Raw genomic sequence first — 17235 nt, forward strand, 5'->3', positions numbered from 1 at the left:
CTCGGCTGCGTAATGCGGTGACCTGGAATCGCCGGCCTGGAAAAACGGCTTGGCTGACATGCGCAGGACGCGTGCGCCCCCTTCGACGCCCCGTGTCTGCCATCCCGGTCGGTCCCACGTCCCGGCCAAGGTCAGAGCCTTCTCGACTTTCTTGCCGTTGCTCGGACGAATTGGGATGCGAGCCCATTGATCTTCCGGCGTCCTGGCGCGCAAGCCTTCGCCTCATGCGGTCGTGAAGACCGCCGTCATGCGGCGCTGGAAGCCGCCGCCCGGCAGTTGGCACGCGAGCTCGCTCCCGTGCGTGTCTACGCCATCAGCCCTGGTCCGGTGAATACGCCGAGCTGGCGGCTGATGGACGACGCCAGTAGGACCGCGATGTTCGCGAGGCTCGACGGTACGCTGCCCGTGGGCTTCGCGGCCGACGAAGACGATACCGCCGCGGGCTACCTGTTTGCGATGCAGGCGCGAGCGCTCACGGGCGCGGTGATCGACATCGACAGTGGCGCGCTGGTGGCCTGAGCATGGCGTCCGCGGCGCATCCCCGGCTTGATCATGTGCTGCTCGTTGTGCGGAACGCGCAGACGACGCTCTCGTTCCTGACGGACGTAGTCGGCCTGCGCATCGGGCCTCGTCCGGCATTTCGCTTCCCCGGCTGGTGCTCTACGCGGGGGCGCAGGCCCTCGTACACCTCGCGCTGCGCCGGGACAATCGCGGGCCTGCGGCGCAGGTAGGTGCCCTGCGCGCTCCGGGCGCCGGCGTGGTGGATCACGTGGCTTTCCGGATCGCCGATGCGCGGGCAATCCGCCAGCGGCTGAAGGATTGTGCCTGGTCGTACCACGAAGCGAACGTGCCTGGAAGGGGCGTGCGTCAGTTCTTCATCGCGATTCCAGAGGGGCAGGTGGTCGAGCTGGTGACCGCCGTCCACTGAAAGACGAGACCCCTTGTCTTCTTCTCTTCTCATTCCATTCCACGAAAGATTGATACGTCCACATTTCATGCACCCCGGCGCAGTTTCTGGCCCGACGGAATCCGCCTGGTGGTGTTCGTCTCCATGCAGTTCGAAGCCGGCGCACAAGGCGAACACGACAACGGCGTGCCATTTCCGCCACTCGCCGAGAACGTGCCCGACCTCCCGGCGCGCACCTGGTTCGACTATGGCGTGCGCGAAGGCATCCCTCGCATGCTCGACCTGTGGGATGCGCATGGCCTGCAAATCACCTTGCACATGACGGGACAGGCGGTCGAGCGCAATCCGGCATTGGCGCGCGAGATCGTGGCGCGCCGGCATGAAGCCGCCGCTCACGGCCAGACCTGGACACCGCACTGGACGTTGACCGAAGCCGAGGAGCGCGCCTCCTACGCTGCCAACATCGCGGCGATCGACAGGCCACGGGCATGCGTCCGGTCGGCTTCAATGCCTTCTGGCTGCGTGGCACGCCCCGGACGTTGGGTGTGTTGCAGGACCTGGGCTTCACGTACCGCATCAATGATCTGTCCAGTGACGCCTTTGACCACAAGGGTGAACGGCAAGCCCTTCGCCATCGTTCCCTACACCCTGCGCAACAACGACATCGCGCGCTGGGGCGCCGAAGGCCCGCTCACGGCCTCGGCTTTCGGTCAAGAGCTCAAGGACGAATTCGACCAGCTCTACGAGGAAGCCGCCCACCGACGCCGAATGATGTCGATGTCGACCCACGACCGCATCGGCGGCACGCCAGCGCGCGTGAAGGTTCTGGGCGATTTCCTGCGCTATGCGAAGCAGCACCCAGGCGTGGTGTTCATGCGCAAGGACCGGATCGCGGAACTGGCGTTGAGTCTGCCTGATGTGCCGGTCAAGGCCATCTGATCGGGTCAGACGCGGCGGCCACGACCTCGCAGGCGCAGCGCGATATGAGCCCCTTCTTTCGGGCAAGTAATGAACGCATTTCATCCCGCCCCCGTCCCTCGACCAGTCGGGGCACGTCTCGTCCTTAGCAGTTGCGCTCAAGCACAGGGCGAGTCCGCCCTCGGCACCCCCCTGCCAGGCGTCGCCGCGAGTCGCTCCCACAAGGCGCCGAGTGCCAACTCAATGTTGTCAAAAACCCTTGACCTGCTCTTGGGGGACGGCAGGTAGTGGTTGAAGTAGCGCAGGCCTTCGGTCGGCACGCCGATCAGCGTCAACTGCCGCACGGGCAGACCCGTCGCGTCGAGCGGATGGCCGGCCACGTCGGTGCGAGGCACTCGCCGTCGGGTGTGTGCCGGTTCGGGCGGCGCGGTGCCGGTACATAAGCCTGAGCGGCACAGGGCAGCGAGCAGGGAGCCATCCCTGGTGTCGATGCCGCGCTGGCCTGCCCGCGCATTCACCAGATGATCGAGACAGGCCACGATGGGTACCTCGAATGCGCTGGAGCGCGCCCGCCAGACGCCGAGCGCCGCATCGCGTTCGAGCATAGGCGCCGGGCCGAGATCGGCACGCAGAAGCCCGGCGCGCATCAATGCCAGCCATTCGAGCCCTCGCCGGATCGGAGGGCCGACGACCAGCTGCGAGATCCGCGGGGCCACGACATCGAAGAAACGGTGGCGCGATGCCGGGGCGAGCGCATCGAACTCCACGGCTTGACGAATGAAGCCGCGCAGTACGCGCAGCAATTCGACCGCGTGCTTGTATGGGCTGTGTGCCTCGCCCTTGCGCGATTCGTCCACGTCGAAGCGCAGCCAAGCTGCGAAGGCGGCGCTGAATTCCGCGCTGCTGCGCGGCGCCGGTAAGGGTACGGACGCGGATTCCGATGCGAGCAGCCTTTCAGGCGAGAACGTGGTCATCGATGGGAGCTTCGCCTCGCAAAAATCCCTCACCTCAGCGGGTGCGAGCAAGGCAAGCACGCGCCGGCACGCCGCGGCAGCATCCGGGCCTTGTGGCAGCGCTATCGCGCGCATCAGGTAGGCCGCTCGCATCTCGGCCGCCAGCACGCTCAACAGGTCTTCGTCGAGCAGCAGGCCCTTGGGGCCGCGTGCCGCGCGTCGCGAGGCCAGATAGGCATCGGTGCAGTAGATCGGCGCGAAACTGCCCGATAGGTCGAGCGATTGCGCGGGACGGCACGCGAACGGCATGCCGCTGCGGGAGTGCACGAACATGACGGGTTCCCGGCCACTCGGCAGGTATTGCAGCATGTCGTCTTCGTCGCGCATGAAGCGCCCGCCCCGCCCGGCCGTGAGGGCTGCCACCACGTCGACGGCCACCAGTCCGCCGCCCGAGATGCCCACTGCCGATCCGACCTCGATGCGGGCCTGCAGCGGCGCGAGAGGATATGGGGCCAGCGGCGTGGCCGGAGATGCCGGCCGTTCGACCTCGGAACGTGCCAGCCCATAGCCGGTACAGAGAAAGACGTGGTCCACCGTGAGCGCAGACCCGTCGCCCAGGCGCACGCACGCCCGCTCGTTAGCCACGATCGAGACATCGAGCGCGCGATGGCGCACCTCCGAGATCCGAAATTGCGTGGGCGCGTTGTCGCACAGCACTGCATACACGTGCCGAAGGTAGGCGCCGAAGAGTGCGCGAGGCAGAAAGCCGTGGGGATCGGCCACGATGTCGCGCGCCTCGCGCAGCCAGTCGATGAACGCCATGGCGCCCGTGAGCGGCGCTTCGCCGAAATGACGTGCACTGAAGCTGTCGAGCTGGCCGGTGACGGTGTTGAGCAGCAGGAAGTCTTCCTGGTGGGGCTTGTGCAGGCCCGGGCCCGGCTCGTCGGGGTCGATCACGTGCACGGTGAGCGCAAGCCGTGGCCACCGGCGCGCGGCGGTGACCAGTCTATCGAGCACCGCCAGACCCCAGGGTCCGGCGCCGACGATCGCGATCTCAACCCGCACGGCGCAGCTCCCCGCTGGGCCTGCCCGGCAGCGTGACCAGCATCACCCCGGCGACGATCAGCGTGCTCGCGGCCAGCAGGCTCCAGTTCAAAGGCTCCGCGAGAAAGACCACGCCGAACGCCACGCTCACCAGTGCCCGCAGATATGCGTTGCTGGTGGTGGTGACCGGGCCCAGCGTGCGAATCAGCCTGAAGAAGATCACGCTGGCCAGCGCGGTCGACAGCACCGCGAGGGCCAGCAGTGCCAGCGTGGCCTCGAGGCTTGGCGTGAGCGTCCAGGGCCGGTCCATGGCCAGGCTGAAAGGCAGCATGGTGAGCCCGCCGCACAGCAGCGAGCCGGCCGCGGTGACCACGGCGGGCTGGTCGCCGAAGCGATGGCCGAATACAGCCCCGCACGCATACGACGCGCTCGCGCCCAGGACCGCAATGACCGCGAGAAAGTCGCTGCCGCCCAGCGCAGCGTGGGAACCGAGGCCGGCGATCCCGGCGACGCCCGCAAGGCCGAGCAGCACGCCCACGAACTTCGTGAACACGAAGGGCGCCGAGCCGACGACGAACACCGACAGCATGAAGGCGAACAGCGGCACCGTGGCGTTGAGAACGCCCGCGAGCCCGCTTGCGATGTGCTGCTCGCCCCAGCCGATCAGCGTGAACGGCAGCGCGCCCTGCAGCAGCCCCTGCACCCAGAGCGCCCCCCAGCGGCCGGCGCGCGTCGGGAGCGTGAAGCCCTTCGCCAGGGCCAGCGCCGTCAACAGCGCGCCGCCGAGCAGGATGCGCGCCGCAGCCAGCGTGGCCGGCGGATAGCCGGCCACCGCCACCTTGATCAGCGTGAAGGAGCCGCCCCAGAGGATCGCGAGCAGCACCAGCAGCATGTATTCGCCCGGCGGCGCCGGGGCCCTTGTCCCTTGTTTCTCAGGCATGGCTCAGTGCCTCCAGGTGTGAGCAGTAGTCGGTGAAGCACTCCTCGATCTCCGAGGGCGAAAGCAGGCCGGCGCGGTACTGGAACTCGACGTGCGTGGCGTCGTGCCATCCGCGGATCAGCATGAGCAGGTCGTACTTCAGCCGGTAGCCGCGATCGGCGTGCCGCGGCGTCGCAAGTCCGGGCGCGTCGCCATCGGCCTGGGGCATGAAGTTGAGCGAGAAGCCGGTCAGCGGGTTGCGGTCCGCGCCGGGGGGCAGGCCCAGTTCGTCGAGCACCTGGTCGAACTGGAAGTCCTGGTGGCGCGCGGCCAGCGCGATGCCGTCGCGCACGCGCTCGACAAGCTGCCCGGGCGACAGCGTACCCAGCCCCGTGACGCGCAGCGGCACCAGGTTGATGAAATCGCCGATGGCCTGCGCGACCTGCGGGTGGGCACGGCCGGCCAGCGGCGTCACGACCACCAGGTCGTCGCATTCGGTCAGCGCCGCGAGCCAGCGGAAATACGCGCCCACGTACAGCACATAGGGCGTGCACTTCAGGCGCCGCGCCGCCGCCACGACCGCATCGCGCAGCGTGCCGCTCATGGCGGCCTCGATGGCATGGCAGCGTTGCGGATCGTCGCAGCGCAGCCTGTCGGGCATATAGCGGTGGCGGTAGGGCGCGGCGAGCAGCTCGCGGAAATGCGAGCGCGCGGCCTGTGCCGAGGCGTTGCGCGCGCCGGCCCAGGCCGCGATGTCGCGCATCGACGGCGGGGCATCCGTCGTCCAGGGTCGGCCCGCAAGCCGGGCGGCCAGCTCGCGCCCGAGCAGGCCCTGGCTCGTGCCGTCGCTGACCAGGTGGTGGACGGTCCACAGCAGCCGTCGCCGCCTGCCGGGCAGGACGAGCAGGGTCGCGCGGAACAGCGGTGCGTCGGAGAACAGCGCGATCTCCGCCTCGCCCTGGGCCACGCGCAGCGCGTCGATGCGGCGCGCCAGTGCTTCCGCGTCGAGAGCGCTCAGGTCGCACAGAGCCACAGGAACGTCTTCCGTCGGCACGATCGACTGGCGCACGGCGCCTTCCTCGTCATGGTCGAAGCGCAGGCACAGGCTGTCGTGGCGCAGCGCGATCTCTGTCAGCGCGCGGCCTACCGCATAGGCGTCGACTTCGTCGGGCAGTTCGAACAGCGCGACCATGTTGCACCAGTTGCGGTTGCCGCCCGCGCAGAAGGTGCGGAAGTAGCGCCGCTGCTGCGGGCTCAGCGCGAACCAGCGGGTGCGCGGGGCGGGCGGGATCGGCGCCGGCGCGGCCGAACCGGCCTCCTGCAGCTGCCGCGCCAGCTCGCGCGCGGTGGGCGCGTACATCAGCAACAGCGGCTGCGCATGCACGCCGAGCCGTGCTTCGAGCTCGGCGCACAGCCGCATCGCCGCGAGCGAGTCGCCGCCGAGCGCAAAGAAGTCCTCGTCGACGCCGACATGCGCCTTCCGCAGCACCAGTGCGATCGCTGCGGCCACGCCGAGCGCGAGCTCGTCGACATCCGCGTCGGAGGCGGCGGCAGCGGCGTCCGCGCGCGGCGCAGGCGCGGGCAGGCGTGCGCGATCCAGCTTGCCGTTGGGCGTGAGCGGCAGCGCATCGAGCGCGATCAGGTGGCTCGGTATCGCCGCCGCCGGCAAGCGCTCCGCGAGGAAAGGGCGCAGGCTCCGGCGCACGGCCTGTGCATCGGCGTGCGTGCTGAAGTAGCCCACGAGCTGCGCGCCGCCTTCCTCGTTCGTCACGCACACCACGGCCGCGTCGGTCACCGACTCGTGCGACTGCAGCACCGCCGCGACGCCGGCGGGCTCGATGCGGGTGCCGAGGATCTTGACCTGATGATCCTTGCGTCCGCGCAGGTGCAGCGCACCCTGCGCGTCCAGAAAGCCGAGGTCGCCGCTCAGGTAGGCCGGCTGCCCGTCGAGCACGATGAAGCGCGCGGCCGAGGGCTCCTCCGGGTCTAGATAGCCCAGCGAGCGGTGCACCGTGCGGATCGCGACCTCGCCGGGCTCGCCCGGGCCTGACGCCTGCAGCGCCTCGTCGAGGATGCGCACGTCGACCTCGGGCAGCGGCAGGCCGCAGCACTGGATGCCCTCGGGCGCCGGGTCGGGCACGCGGGCGCAGAACTTGGCGAGCGTGGTTTCGGTCGGCCCGTACAGGTTGTAGACCGCGCTCGAAGGAAACGCCGTGCGCCAGCGCCCGACCAGCGCACTGCCCAGTGGTTCGCCTGCGAACAGCGTGTGGCGCAGCGTAGCGTTGCGCGCGCCCGCGGGCAGCGCCGCCAGGCAGGCCTGCGCCAGCGACGGCACCGCGTGGAGCACGCTGACGCCCATCCTTGCGAGCCAGTCCGGCACTTCAGCCGGTGTCGGCGGGGCGTCTGCCGGCGGCAGGCAGCCGGTCACGCTCGCGACGATCGGCAGCAGCAGGTCGCGCAGCACCACGTCGAACGACAGGCGGGTGAGCACACCCACGCGGTCGCCGGGCTGGAGGCCGAGCATGCCGGCTTCCCAGGCCAAGAAATGCGCGAGGCCGCCGCGCCGCCCGAGGATGCCCTTGGGCCGTCCGGTCGTGCCGGAGGTGAAGAAGATGTAGCAGCCCGCATCGGGCGCGATCTTCGGCAGGCCCAGGTCGTCGAGCGTCCACCCGGCCTGCGGCGATGCAACGCCCGCGACACGCCGGATGCCGTCGGCCCCGAGCGGCGACTGCATCGCGAACTCGATGGCAAGCGTGGCGGCCGCCGCGTCCAGCATCGCCTGCTTGCGCGCCGGCGGCAGCGCCGCGTCGACCGGCACGGCGACCACGCCCTCGAGCAGGCAGCCCACGAGCATCGCCGCCAGTCCGCGCGAAGCCACGCCATGCAGCACCACGCGCTCGCCAGCCTTCACGCCTTGCCGGCGCAGCAGCGACACCTGCGCGACCACGAGTGCCGCGAATTCGTCGCGCCTCATGGCGCCGTCGTCGTCGATCCAGAGCGTCGCCGCACCGGTGCGCAGGCCGTCTCGCAGTAGCGCGGTGAGAGATGGTCGCGGCGCGTTCACAGTGTCACCTCGAACACGTCGGCAAAGCGGCGTGGGTGGTAGAGCGTGTGCATCGCATGGGGGCCTGCCTCCAGCGCGCAGGCCACGGCCTCCGCGACGGCCGGCGACTGCGCGAAGCCGCCGGTGTTGTGGCCGCCGCTGAGCACCATCTTGCCGCCTGCGTCCGCTTCCTGAACTTCGAGCACTCCCAGGCCCGAGGGCGTCCAGGGCCGCACGCAGAAGCGCGGACGCTCGCCGAGCATGCCGGACTCCCTGGCACGCCTGAACTTGTCGCCGAAGAGTTCCTCCGCCGTTTCCATCACGCAGCGCGCGAGTTCGGGCAGGTCGGCCAGGCGTACGTCGTCGGCCGAGACGCCGACGAAGCCATGCCCCGAGCTGCAGTGCAGCACCGGCCGCCCGGCGGCGTCGCGGCCCGGTACCACGTTGGCGCCCTGGGCCGCTTCGCTGCTGGCGAATGCGCGCCGGCGCACCTTCAGCGGCGTGTTCAGCGCGGCGCCGTCGTTCGGCAGTGTGACCCACATGCCGACCATCGCGCCGATGGCGGGCAGCCCCGCTATCCTCGCGGCAAGGGTGTGCGCCTGCGCGCCGGGGGAGAGTACATAGTGGTCGGCTCGCCGCAAGGCATCGTTGACGACGATGCCTGTCACCGCGCCCGAACTGGCATGCCGCACCTCGCTCGCCTCATGCTGCCAGTGGAAGCTCGCGCCGAGGCGCTCGAGCAGCCCGATCAGGTTGCGGCAGAACGAGACGATGTTGAGCGAGAACCCTTGCACATCGAGCGCTCCCGCGATCGCTCCCTCGTTGATCGCGCTGCCCAGCGCGGGCTCGCGCTCGCGCAACCGCGTGAGCGGGACCGTGCCGATCAGCGCACCGATCTCGGCCTCGGCCGTCTGCGCCGAGCGCAGGGACGCCTCGCTCGGGTAGATGCGCAGCAGCCGGCCGACGTGGTGTGTCTCGCGCAGCAGCTCCGGATAGAGGCTGAAGAGCTCGCGCCACAGCCGGTGGCTCTGCCGGTTGAAGCCGACGATGTCGTTGCCATAGAGCAGCGCCGCCCAGGGTGGCACCTGTTCGAGCTGGTCGATCCAGCGGCGGTCGGCGTTCGACATCGTCTCGTAGTCGCGAGACAGCCAGCCGTCCCGCGAAATTCTAAGGCGGAAGCGCGGCGTGTCCCGCGGCGTATAGAGCGGCGAACAGGCCAGGTGATGGCGCGATTCGTTGTACGAGAAGATGCGCGCGTCCCTGCCGCCGAAGGTCGCGCCGGCGCGCTCGGCGTGCGGCGTGTCGCCCCGGCGCGGATCGGCCATGCGGTCGTACACCGACACGCGATGGCCGCGCCGGCACAGCGTCAGGGCCGTGACCAGGTTGACGACGCCCGCGCCGACCAGCATCACCTCGCCCGGCGCACCGGCCACCGCCTTGGCGGCCGGCTCATGCCTCGGCCGGCACATGGATTCCGCAAGCACGAAGGCTTCGTACTCGGCGCGCTCCCAGTTCGATCCGGTCACGAAGGCGCAGCGCCCTTGGAGCGTCGATGGATCGATGGCGACCCGCGAGGCCGAGAGGCCGCAGAAGATGAAGCGGCAGCCGGGGGGGCCGGCCGCGATGGCCGAGACCGCCTCGTACTGCGCCTCGCGCGCGATCACCACGTCGGGCGCGAGCGCGGCGAGCTCCGCGGCGACCTGGTGCGGCGCCTTGGCCGCGAGATCGGGCCGCAGCACGATGTTGCGCGCGACGAAGACATCGACCGATGCCCGCGCGAGCCAGCACATGACGACGATCTTCATGCGCTGCCCGCCCGCTCGATCAGATGGCAGGCGACCCAATGATCGGTACCCACGCGCACGAGCGCCGGTATCTCCTCGGCGCAGCGTCGCGTCGCGCGCGGGCAGCGCGGATGGAAATGGCAGCCGCGCGGCGGATTCAGCGGCGAGGGGATCTCGCCCCGGATCGCCACGAAGGCCTTCTTGCGCACCTCGAGTTTCGGCGCCTCGGCCAGCAGGCCCTCGGTGTAGGGATGCAGCGGCTGTTCGAACAGCGCGTCGGCGCTCGCCGACTCGACCACGCGGCCGAGGTACATCACCACCACGCGGTCGCTGATGTGCCGCACCACGCCGAGGTCGTGGCTGATGAAGAGATAGGTGAGGGCGAGCTCCTCGCGCAGCGCCATGAACAGGTTGATCACCTGCGCCTGGATGGACACGTCGAGCGCGGCCACGGCTTCGTCGCAGATCAGCAGCCGGGGCCGCACGGCCAGCGCGCGGGCGATGCCGATGCGCGCGCGCTGGCCGCCCGAGAACTGGTGCGGAAAGCGGCGCATGAAGCCGGGGTCGAGGCCGACCTTCTGCATCAGCGCAGCCACGTGCGCCTCCTGGTCCCCGGCGTCGACCAGCCCGTGCGCCACGGGCGCCTCGCCGATGATCTGGCGCACCCGCATGCGCGGATTGAGGCTCGCATACGGGTCTTGGAAGATCATCTGGACGCCGAGCATGTCGCGCCGGTGCGCGCTCGCCGAAAGGCGACGCTTGCGCAGCTCGGCGTTCTCGCCCTGCCACCAGCGCTCGCCCTCGCTCAGCGACTGCAGCCCCGCGGCCATGCGCCCGAGCGTCGACTTGCCGCAGCCCGATTCGCCCACCAGCCCCACCACTTCGCCGGGGCGCACGGCGAGCGAGACGCCGTCGACGGCGTGGACGGTGCGCGACGGCACCGGGGCACCGAACAGGCGCGCGATCTTTGCCGCGGCATCGGGCTTGCGGACAAAACGCTTGGCGCTGGCGCGCAGTTCGAGCAACGGGGTGACGGTGTCCATGGTGTCAGTTCGCAATCGCACAGGGAGAGGGCAGGGGCGCCGGGTGGAAGCAGCGCAGCCTGCGGCCGTCGAGCGCCACCAGCGGCGGCTCGTTGCGGCAGACCACGTCCGCGCTGGCGCAGCGCGCCTGGAATGCGCAGCCTTGCGGCAGCGCGAGCAGCGAGGGCGTCATGCCCGGGATCTGCTGCAGCGGGCGCCCGCGCGGGTTGCGCGACGGCGCGCTCGCGATCAGCCCGCGCGTGTACGGGTGGCGCGGCCGGTCGAGCACCTCGGCCACGGGGCCCTGCTCGACGATGCGCCCGGCGTACATCACCGAGACCGTGTCGGCCAGCCCCGCCACCACCGACAGGTCGTGCGAGATCCAGATCAGCGCGGTGCCCGAGGCGCGGCACAGGCTCTGCATCTGCGCGAGGATCTGGCCCTGCACCGTGACGTCGAGCGCCGTTGTCGGCTCGTCCGCGATGATCACGTCGGGCTCGTTGAGCAGCGCGATCGCGATCGCCACCCGCTGGCGCATGCCGCCCGAGAACTGGTGCGGATAGGCCAGCAGCCGCTCGTGCGGCGACGGGATGCCGACCTTGGCGAGCGCCGCGGCGGCGCGTTCGCGCGCCACGCGCTCGCTGACCCGGTGGTGCGCGCGCACCGCCTCGATCATCTGCGTGTCGATGCGCAGCACCGGGTTCAGCGTCATCATCGGATCCTGGAAGATCATCGCGATGCGATTGCCGCGCACGCCCTGCAGCGCGCGAGAAGACAGGCGCCGCAGGTCGAGCACCTCGCCGTTGCGCGGCGCGAGGCGCAGCCGGCCCGCCACCACCTGGCCCGGCGGGTCGATCAGCCCTATGAGCGAGTAGCCCGTCATCGACTTGCCAGAGCCCGATTCGCCGACCAGGCCCATGATCTGGCCGCGCTCGATCGAGAACGACACGTCGTCCACGGCCTTGACGATGCCGGCGCGCGTGGCGAACTGCGTCTTCAGGCCCTCGACGAGCAGCACGGGTTGAGATGCGCTCGTCATTGCTTCTGCAGCCTCGGGTTCGACACGTCGCGCAGCTGATCGGCGACGAGATTGATGGCGAGGATCGTGAGAAGCAGCAGGACGCCGGGGTAGAGCGACATCCAGTACTTGCCCGCCAGCAGGTATTGCTGGCCGTTGGCGATCAGCAGGCCGAGCGAGGGCTCGGTGATCGGCACGCCCAGTCCCAGGAAGGACAGCGTGGCCTCCAGCGAGATCGCGTTGGCCACCTGCAGCGCGGCCACCACGATCACCGGCGGCAGGCAGTTGGGCAGCAGGTGCCGCAGGACGATGCGCGTATCGCTCAGCGCCAGGCCTTGCGCGGCTTCGATGTATTCCTTGCGGCGCTCGACGAGCGCCGCGGCACGCACCGTGCGCGCGTAGTAGGCCCATTGCACCGCCACCAGCGCGATGGCGACATTGCCGACGCCCGGCTTGAGCACGGTGACCAGCACCAGCGCGACCAGGATTGCGGGAAACGACAGCTGGATGTCCACGATGCGCATGAGCAGCGCATCGAGCCGGCCGCCGGCGTAGGCCGCGAGCAGGCCCAGCGTCGCGCCCAGCGAAAGCGCCGCGAGCGTTGCCACCACGCCGATGCCCAGCGAGATGCGCAGCCCGTAGAGCATGCCCGAGAGCATGTCGCGGCCCTGGTCGTCGGTGCCCAGCAGGTAGAGCTTGCCCTGGCCGGCGGCATCGTTGCCGCCGTGCGAACCCGGCGGCAGGCGCGAGTCGAGGATGTCGAGCTGCGCGAGGTCGTACGGGTTCTGCGGCGCGAGCAGGGGTGCGAACAGCGCGGCGAGCATCAGCGCCAGCAGCACGGCCGCGCCGAGCACGGCGAGCCTGGAGCGGGCGTACTGCCGCAGCAGGCGGCGCAGGGGGGATTCGTCTTCTTCGAACATGGTCGTCATGCGCTTTGTTCGTCGAGCCGCACGCGCGGGTCGAGGCTCGAGTACGCGATGTCCACGAGCAGGTTGAGCAGGGTGAACATCGACACCACCACCAGCAGGTAGGCGACGATGACCGGGCGGTCGAGCGAGCCGATCGACTCGATGATCAGCTTGCCCGCGCCGGGCCAGACGAAGATGGTCTCGGTCACGGCGGCGAACGCGACCAGCGCGCCGAATTCCAGCGCCACCACCGTCACGATCGGCACGAGGATGTTCTTGAGCACGTGCACGCCCACCACGCGCGCCGGCGAGAGGCCCTTGGCGCGGGCGTACTTGACGTAGTCCTGCGTCAGTGCCTCGTGCGTGCTGGCCCGGGTGAGTCGCGTCACCAGCGCGAGCTTGAAGAGCGCGAGGTTCACCGCCGGCAGCAGCAGATGCTTCCAGCCTTCGACGCTGAAGATCGACAGCGAAAGCCCCAGCACCTCGCGCGTCGGCCCGCGCCCGCCCGCGGGCAGCCAGGCCAGCTGCACCGCGAACACGACGATGAGCATCAGCCCGACCCAGAAGGTCGGCAGCGAGAAGCCCAGGATCGAGCCGGTCATGATGCTCCTGCCTATCCACGAATGAGGCCGCAGGCCGGCCCACAGCCCGAGCGGCACGCCCAGCGCGATGGCGATCAGCATCGCGACGCAGGCCAGCTCGAGCGTGGCGGGAAGCCGCTCGAACACCAGCGAGATCGCGGGCACGCCATGGACGAAGGAGTTGCCCAGGTCACCGCGCAGCGCGTGCTGCAGGAAGTTCCAGTACTGAAGCGGCAGGGCCTGGTCCAGGCCCATGGCCCGCACGAGCCGCGCGCGCTCGGCCTGATCGGCGTCCATGCTGATCAGGATGTCGGCGGGATTGCCGATCAGGTAGACGCTGGCGAACACCAGCATCGACATCGCAAGCAGCACGCCGACGCTCTGCGCCAGGCGGCGAATCACATAAACCAGCATGAAGGTGAAGGTCCTGTATCGAAGGTTGCGCGTGCGCCCTAGGGCGCGAGCACCGGCACGCGTTGCATGAGGTAGCCGAGGCAGTCCTGGCGGATGGCGCGCAGGTCGCGCGTGAACATGGCGGCGACCGCGTGCGTCGAAAGGCAGACGTCGGCTCCCTTGCGAACCAGCATGCCGGCGATCGCCTCGCCGTCGAGCCGGTAGGCGCGAAGCGGTTCCGTGTCGGGGTGAGACAGCGTGGTGGCGATCACGTGGCCGGGCTCGAGCGCGCGGAAATTGAAGGATTCGATCTCTGGCGGCAGCTGGAGGTCGGCGGCTTGGCCGTCGCAGCTCAGCGTGAGGCCCTCGGCGACCTTGAGCATCGCGAAGGCCTGGTAGATGTCGATCGCCTTCGCGTCGTCGTGCGCGGTGCCGTCCCCGAAGTCGTCGGCGAGGCAGCGTTCGATGAGCGTCGCGGCCTGTGCCACGCCCTCGGCGTTGCCGATTTCCCCGCATTCGCAGCACACCGTCGGGCAGATCGGCGTGAACGCGGCGCCCAGCGATTGCGGCGCCTGGATGAGCACCGCGAGCGGCGAGAACATGCGTGCGAGCCGCAGATGCTCCGCGCCGGTCGAACTCAGGCAGGAATAGAGCGGATTGCGCCCCGAGTTGTTGTGCAGGTCGATGGCCAGGAAGACCTCGCGCTCGCGCATCGCTTCCATCACCCGTGCCGCCATGCGCTGGTGCGGCGTGGCCGGTACGGCGATCGGCCAGATGCGGTTGTAGTCCGGCTGGTCTTCCAGCCGGCGCACGCCGGCGCGCGCGGCCTCCACGTTGCCGACGAAGATCGAGAGGGCGCGAGGCAGCGGCTGGTTTTCGAACTTCGCGAGCACCGATTGCAGCGCCAGCAGGCCCGCGTCTTCGTTGCCGTGCAGCAGCACCGAGACGAACACCGGCCGGGGCCGCACACCGGGCAGGTGGATCAGCGTCGGTGCCGGCAGCACCTCGTGCAGCGTGCGCGCCGACGCGCCCATGAACGCGGGCGGCAGGTGGTCGAGCACATGCGGCAGGTCGGACATGTCGCTCACTTGCGGTCCTCCGCCTCGGCATGGACCTGCTGGGCCTGCGTGAACTCGTCGACGCGCGGCACCATCGTGAGGCCCTTGCGCGCGGCCCAGGTCGAGACCTGGTGGTACAGCGGAATGATCGCGTAGTCCTTCTTCAGCGCGAGCGCGGTGGCCTTTTGCAGCAGGGCTTCGCGCTTCGCGTCGTCGACGGTGTTGAGCGCTTCGTTCAGCAGCGCATCGAACTGCGGATTGCTGTAGCTGCTCCAGTTGGTCGCGCCCATGCCGCGCTCCTTGTCGGGCGTGGCGAGCAGGCCGCGCAGCGCGCCCGAGGGCTCGCCGCCGCCCACGCCCCAGCCGAGCAGGCCGAAGCCCAGTTCCTTCTTCGAGGCGCGCCCGACATAGGTCGCCATCGGTGAAACCTGCACCTTGGTCACGATGCCGCCGCGGGTGAGCATCTGGCCGATGGCCTGCGCGACCTGCTTGTCGTTGACGTAGCGGTCGTTCGGCCCGAACAGCGTGAGGCCGAAGCCCGCGGGATAACCTGCCTCGGCGAGCAGCTGCCGCGCGCCCTGCACGTCGACGCCATCGGGCTTGAGCTCGGGGTTGAAGCCGAACATGCCGCTCGCGGCCAGGTTGCCGGTGGGCACGCCGAGCTGGTCGAGCACGCGCTCGGCCAGCACGCCGCGATCGATCAGCTTGGAGATCGCCTGGCGCACGCGCGCGTCCTTCAGCGGATTGCGATCGAGCGGCTTGCCGTCCTTGTCGGTGACGAAGGGCGAGGTATCGCGATGGTCGGTGTAGAGGAACATCACCCGGCTCGACACCTTGGTGAATACGCTCAGGCTCTTGTTCTGGCGGAACTGGGAGACCAGGTTGGCCTGCACGTTCTCCACCAGGTCCACGTCGCCCGACAGCAGCGCCGACATGCGCGCCGATTCGGCCGGCAGGGCGCGCAGCGTGACGCCGGACCACGCCGGCTTCGAGCCCCAGTACCCGTCGAAGCGCGCGAACTGCACGCCGGTGCCGGGCGTGAACTTCACGAGCCTGAAGGGGCCGGTGCCGGCCTGCACCTTCGCCTGGTTGAAGTCGTCGCTGCTGGCCTTCTCGGCCGACTTGCGCGAGACGATGAAGATGCGCGTGAGGTCGTTCGGCAGCAGCGGCGCCGGCGTGGCGGTCGTCAGCTGCAGCGTGAGGCGGTCGACGATCTTCTTGCCCGTGATGGCACGCGTGTAGGCGGCGAACGAGCTCGGGCTGTTCACGATGGTCGCGGGACGCTCGAGCGAGAACACCACGTCCTGCGCGGTGAGCGGGCTGCCGTCGTGGAACTTCACGCCGTCGCGCAGCTTGAACTCCCAGGTGGTGTCGTCGATGGCGCGCCACGAGGTCGCGAGCGCGGGTGTCAGGCGTGCGTCGGCGTCGAGCGCGACGAGGGTTTCGTAGGCGTGGCTCACCACCGCGCTGATCGCATCGTTGTTCACGAAATGCGGATCGACCGATGAAGGATTGCTGCTCAGCCCGATACGCAGTTCCTGCGCATTGGAAAGACATGCAAGGCATGCGAGAAGCGCGCCGCACAGCAGCGCGCGCCAGTGACGCAGGGTCGGTCTCATGGGTTCTGTCTCCGTTGGAATTCCGGTTGTCGCAACGGTTCGGGATTCATAGAATCCAGCCCGCCATCGACACACATTCATGCGCTTGAATCGTTGGATCCGTGGGCGCAAATCGATGCCGGGACATTAGCAAGCGGCGGCTTCCCCGCCATGTAGATTCTTAGCTTCCATGGAACTTCTTGCATCTTCCTATTGGCGCGACAAAGAGTTGGCAGGCCTGCAGTTCACCGCCAACCGGTTCGTTCAACGAGAGATCCGGGCGCACCGGCATGGCGGCTACACGCTGTCGGTTTCCGATACCGAGTTGCATGTGAGAACGAGCGCCGGCGTCACCGTGGTGCCCCCTGGTGCGCTGCTGCGCATCGGTCCGCAGGTCTGGCATTCGATCAAGGCGCGAAGCACGCCGTGGCGCGAGGACGCGATGTACTGCAGCGTGGCGGTTGCGCGCTGCGTGAACCCGGTGCCCGAGGCGGACGACGGCATGCACGGGCCAGAGCCCGAACCGGTCTCGGTGTTCGCGTGCGAGCCCTGGGGGCGCGAGTTCGCGCAGTGCCACAGGCTGCTGCACGAGATCGCGGACACGGGCCGCGAGGACGCGGGCATCGCGGCGCGCGCACTGGTGCGCCGCCTGCTCGCGCAGTGGATCCCGATGCAAGCCGGCAAGACGACCGAGTCAGGCGAGGCGGACGATCGCCTGCGCCGCTCCTACGGCCTGATCGCCACCGGCTTCCAGCAACGCCTGACGCTCGACGACCTTGCCGAGGCGGTCAACTGGCATCCGATCCATCTGCACCGCCGCTTCAAGGACGCATGGGGCTTCACGCCGCACGAGCTGCTGGTGGGGCACCGCATCGAATACGCGCGAGACCTCATGGCCGGCGGCGCCCGCGTGACCTATGCGGCGCACGCGGCCGGCTTCAGCGACCAGAGCCACCTGCACAAGACCTTCATGAGCACCTACGCGGTGGCGCCGAGCGAGTACCGGCGGCTGTCGGCGCTCGATGCGCTGCAACCGCCGGCGGCGAGGAACGGCATCGTCGACTGACGCCGCGCGACCCCACGCGGCCC

Annotated in this window: 14 protein-coding genes; 4 read left to right on the top strand and 10 right to left on the bottom strand. The window is 69.5% G+C overall.

Going from position 1 to position 17235, the window contains the following annotated elements:
• Positions 1 to 186 precede the first annotated feature (186 nt).
• The 3 genes from FHT32_RS20395 (at position 187) to FHT32_RS20405 (ending at position 1846) form a co-directional block, all read left to right on the top strand.
• On the top strand, positions 187 to 519 hold the full coding sequence (locus tag FHT32_RS20395) for an SDR family oxidoreductase (RefSeq protein ID WP_256099079.1): 333 nt from the start codon (positions 187 to 189) through the stop codon (positions 517 to 519).
• A 136-nt stretch (positions 520 to 655) separates the two neighbouring features.
• On the top strand, positions 656 to 928 hold the full coding sequence (locus tag FHT32_RS35445) for a hypothetical protein (RefSeq protein ID WP_176666409.1): 273 nt from the start codon (positions 656 to 658) through the stop codon (positions 926 to 928).
• A 108-nt stretch (positions 929 to 1036) separates the two neighbouring features.
• Positions 1037 to 1846, top strand: coding sequence for a polysaccharide deacetylase family protein (locus FHT32_RS20405; RefSeq protein ID WP_218088315.1), 810 nt, complete (start codon positions 1037 to 1039; stop codon positions 1844 to 1846).
• A 137-nt stretch (positions 1847 to 1983) separates the two neighbouring features.
• Here FHT32_RS20405 and FHT32_RS20410 read toward each other — a convergent pair whose 3' ends face one another.
• From FHT32_RS20410 to FHT32_RS20455, 10 genes are read right to left on the bottom strand one after another with little or no spacing between them, the layout of a single operon-like run.
• Positions 1984 to 3843 carry an FAD/NAD(P)-binding protein gene (locus FHT32_RS20410; RefSeq protein WP_176666410.1) on the bottom strand — a complete coding sequence of 620 codons (1860 nt, stop codon included), beginning with the start codon at positions 3841 to 3843 and terminating at the stop codon, positions 1984 to 1986.
• Positions 3833 to 4762 carry a DMT family transporter gene (locus FHT32_RS20415; RefSeq protein WP_176666411.1) on the bottom strand — a complete coding sequence of 310 codons (930 nt, stop codon included), beginning with the start codon at positions 4760 to 4762 and terminating at the stop codon, positions 3833 to 3835. Before FHT32_RS20415 ends, FHT32_RS20410 begins: the two co-directional genes overlap by 11 nt.
• A complete protein-coding gene (locus FHT32_RS20420) occupies positions 4755 to 7805 on the bottom strand; it encodes an AMP-binding protein (RefSeq protein ID WP_176666412.1) in 3051 nt (1016 codons plus the stop codon). Before FHT32_RS20420 ends, FHT32_RS20415 begins: the two co-directional genes overlap by 8 nt.
• Positions 7802 to 9589, bottom strand: a complete 1788-nt coding sequence (locus FHT32_RS20425; protein WP_176666413.1) for an FAD-binding oxidoreductase — start codon at positions 9587 to 9589, stop codon at positions 7802 to 7804. Before FHT32_RS20425 ends, FHT32_RS20420 begins: the two co-directional genes overlap by 4 nt.
• Positions 9586 to 10611 carry an ABC transporter ATP-binding protein gene (locus FHT32_RS20430; protein WP_176666414.1) on the bottom strand — a complete coding sequence of 342 codons (1026 nt, stop codon included), beginning with the start codon at positions 10609 to 10611 and terminating at the stop codon, positions 9586 to 9588. The genes FHT32_RS20425 and FHT32_RS20430 overlap by 4 nt, the downstream gene beginning before the upstream one ends.
• Positions 10612 to 10615: 4 nt before the next feature.
• Positions 10616 to 11629 carry an ABC transporter ATP-binding protein gene (locus FHT32_RS20435; RefSeq protein ID WP_176666415.1) on the bottom strand — a complete coding sequence of 338 codons (1014 nt, stop codon included), beginning with the start codon at positions 11627 to 11629 and terminating at the stop codon, positions 10616 to 10618.
• Positions 11626 to 12537: an ABC transporter permease gene (locus FHT32_RS20440; RefSeq protein ID WP_176666416.1), complete on the bottom strand. Its 912-nt coding sequence runs from the start codon at positions 12535 to 12537 to the stop codon at positions 11626 to 11628. Before FHT32_RS20440 ends, FHT32_RS20435 begins: the two co-directional genes overlap by 4 nt.
• Positions 12534 to 13511: an ABC transporter permease gene (locus tag FHT32_RS20445; protein ID WP_176666417.1), complete on the bottom strand. Its 978-nt coding sequence runs from the start codon at positions 13509 to 13511 to the stop codon at positions 12534 to 12536. Before FHT32_RS20445 ends, FHT32_RS20440 begins: the two co-directional genes overlap by 4 nt.
• 38 nt (positions 13512 to 13549) lie before the next feature.
• A complete protein-coding gene (locus FHT32_RS20450) occupies positions 13550 to 14578 on the bottom strand; it encodes a M14 family metallopeptidase (RefSeq protein ID WP_176666418.1) in 1029 nt (342 codons plus the stop codon).
• The gene (locus FHT32_RS20455; protein ID WP_176666419.1) at positions 14575 to 16167 is read right to left on the bottom strand and encodes an ABC transporter substrate-binding protein; all 1593 of its coding nucleotides are present in this window, start codon (positions 16165 to 16167) and stop codon (positions 14575 to 14577) included. Before FHT32_RS20455 ends, FHT32_RS20450 begins: the two co-directional genes overlap by 4 nt.
• 169 nt (positions 16168 to 16336) lie before the next feature.
• Here FHT32_RS20455 and FHT32_RS20460 point away from each other — a divergent pair, with 169 nt between their 5' ends.
• Positions 16337 to 17212: a helix-turn-helix transcriptional regulator gene (locus FHT32_RS20460; RefSeq protein ID WP_176666420.1), complete on the top strand. Its 876-nt coding sequence runs from the start codon at positions 16337 to 16339 to the stop codon at positions 17210 to 17212.
• Positions 17213 to 17235 lie beyond the last annotated feature (23 nt).

This window comes from Variovorax sp. SG517 (genome assembly GCF_013376045.1).
GTDB lineage: Bacteria > Pseudomonadota > Gammaproteobacteria > Burkholderiales > Burkholderiaceae_C > Variovorax.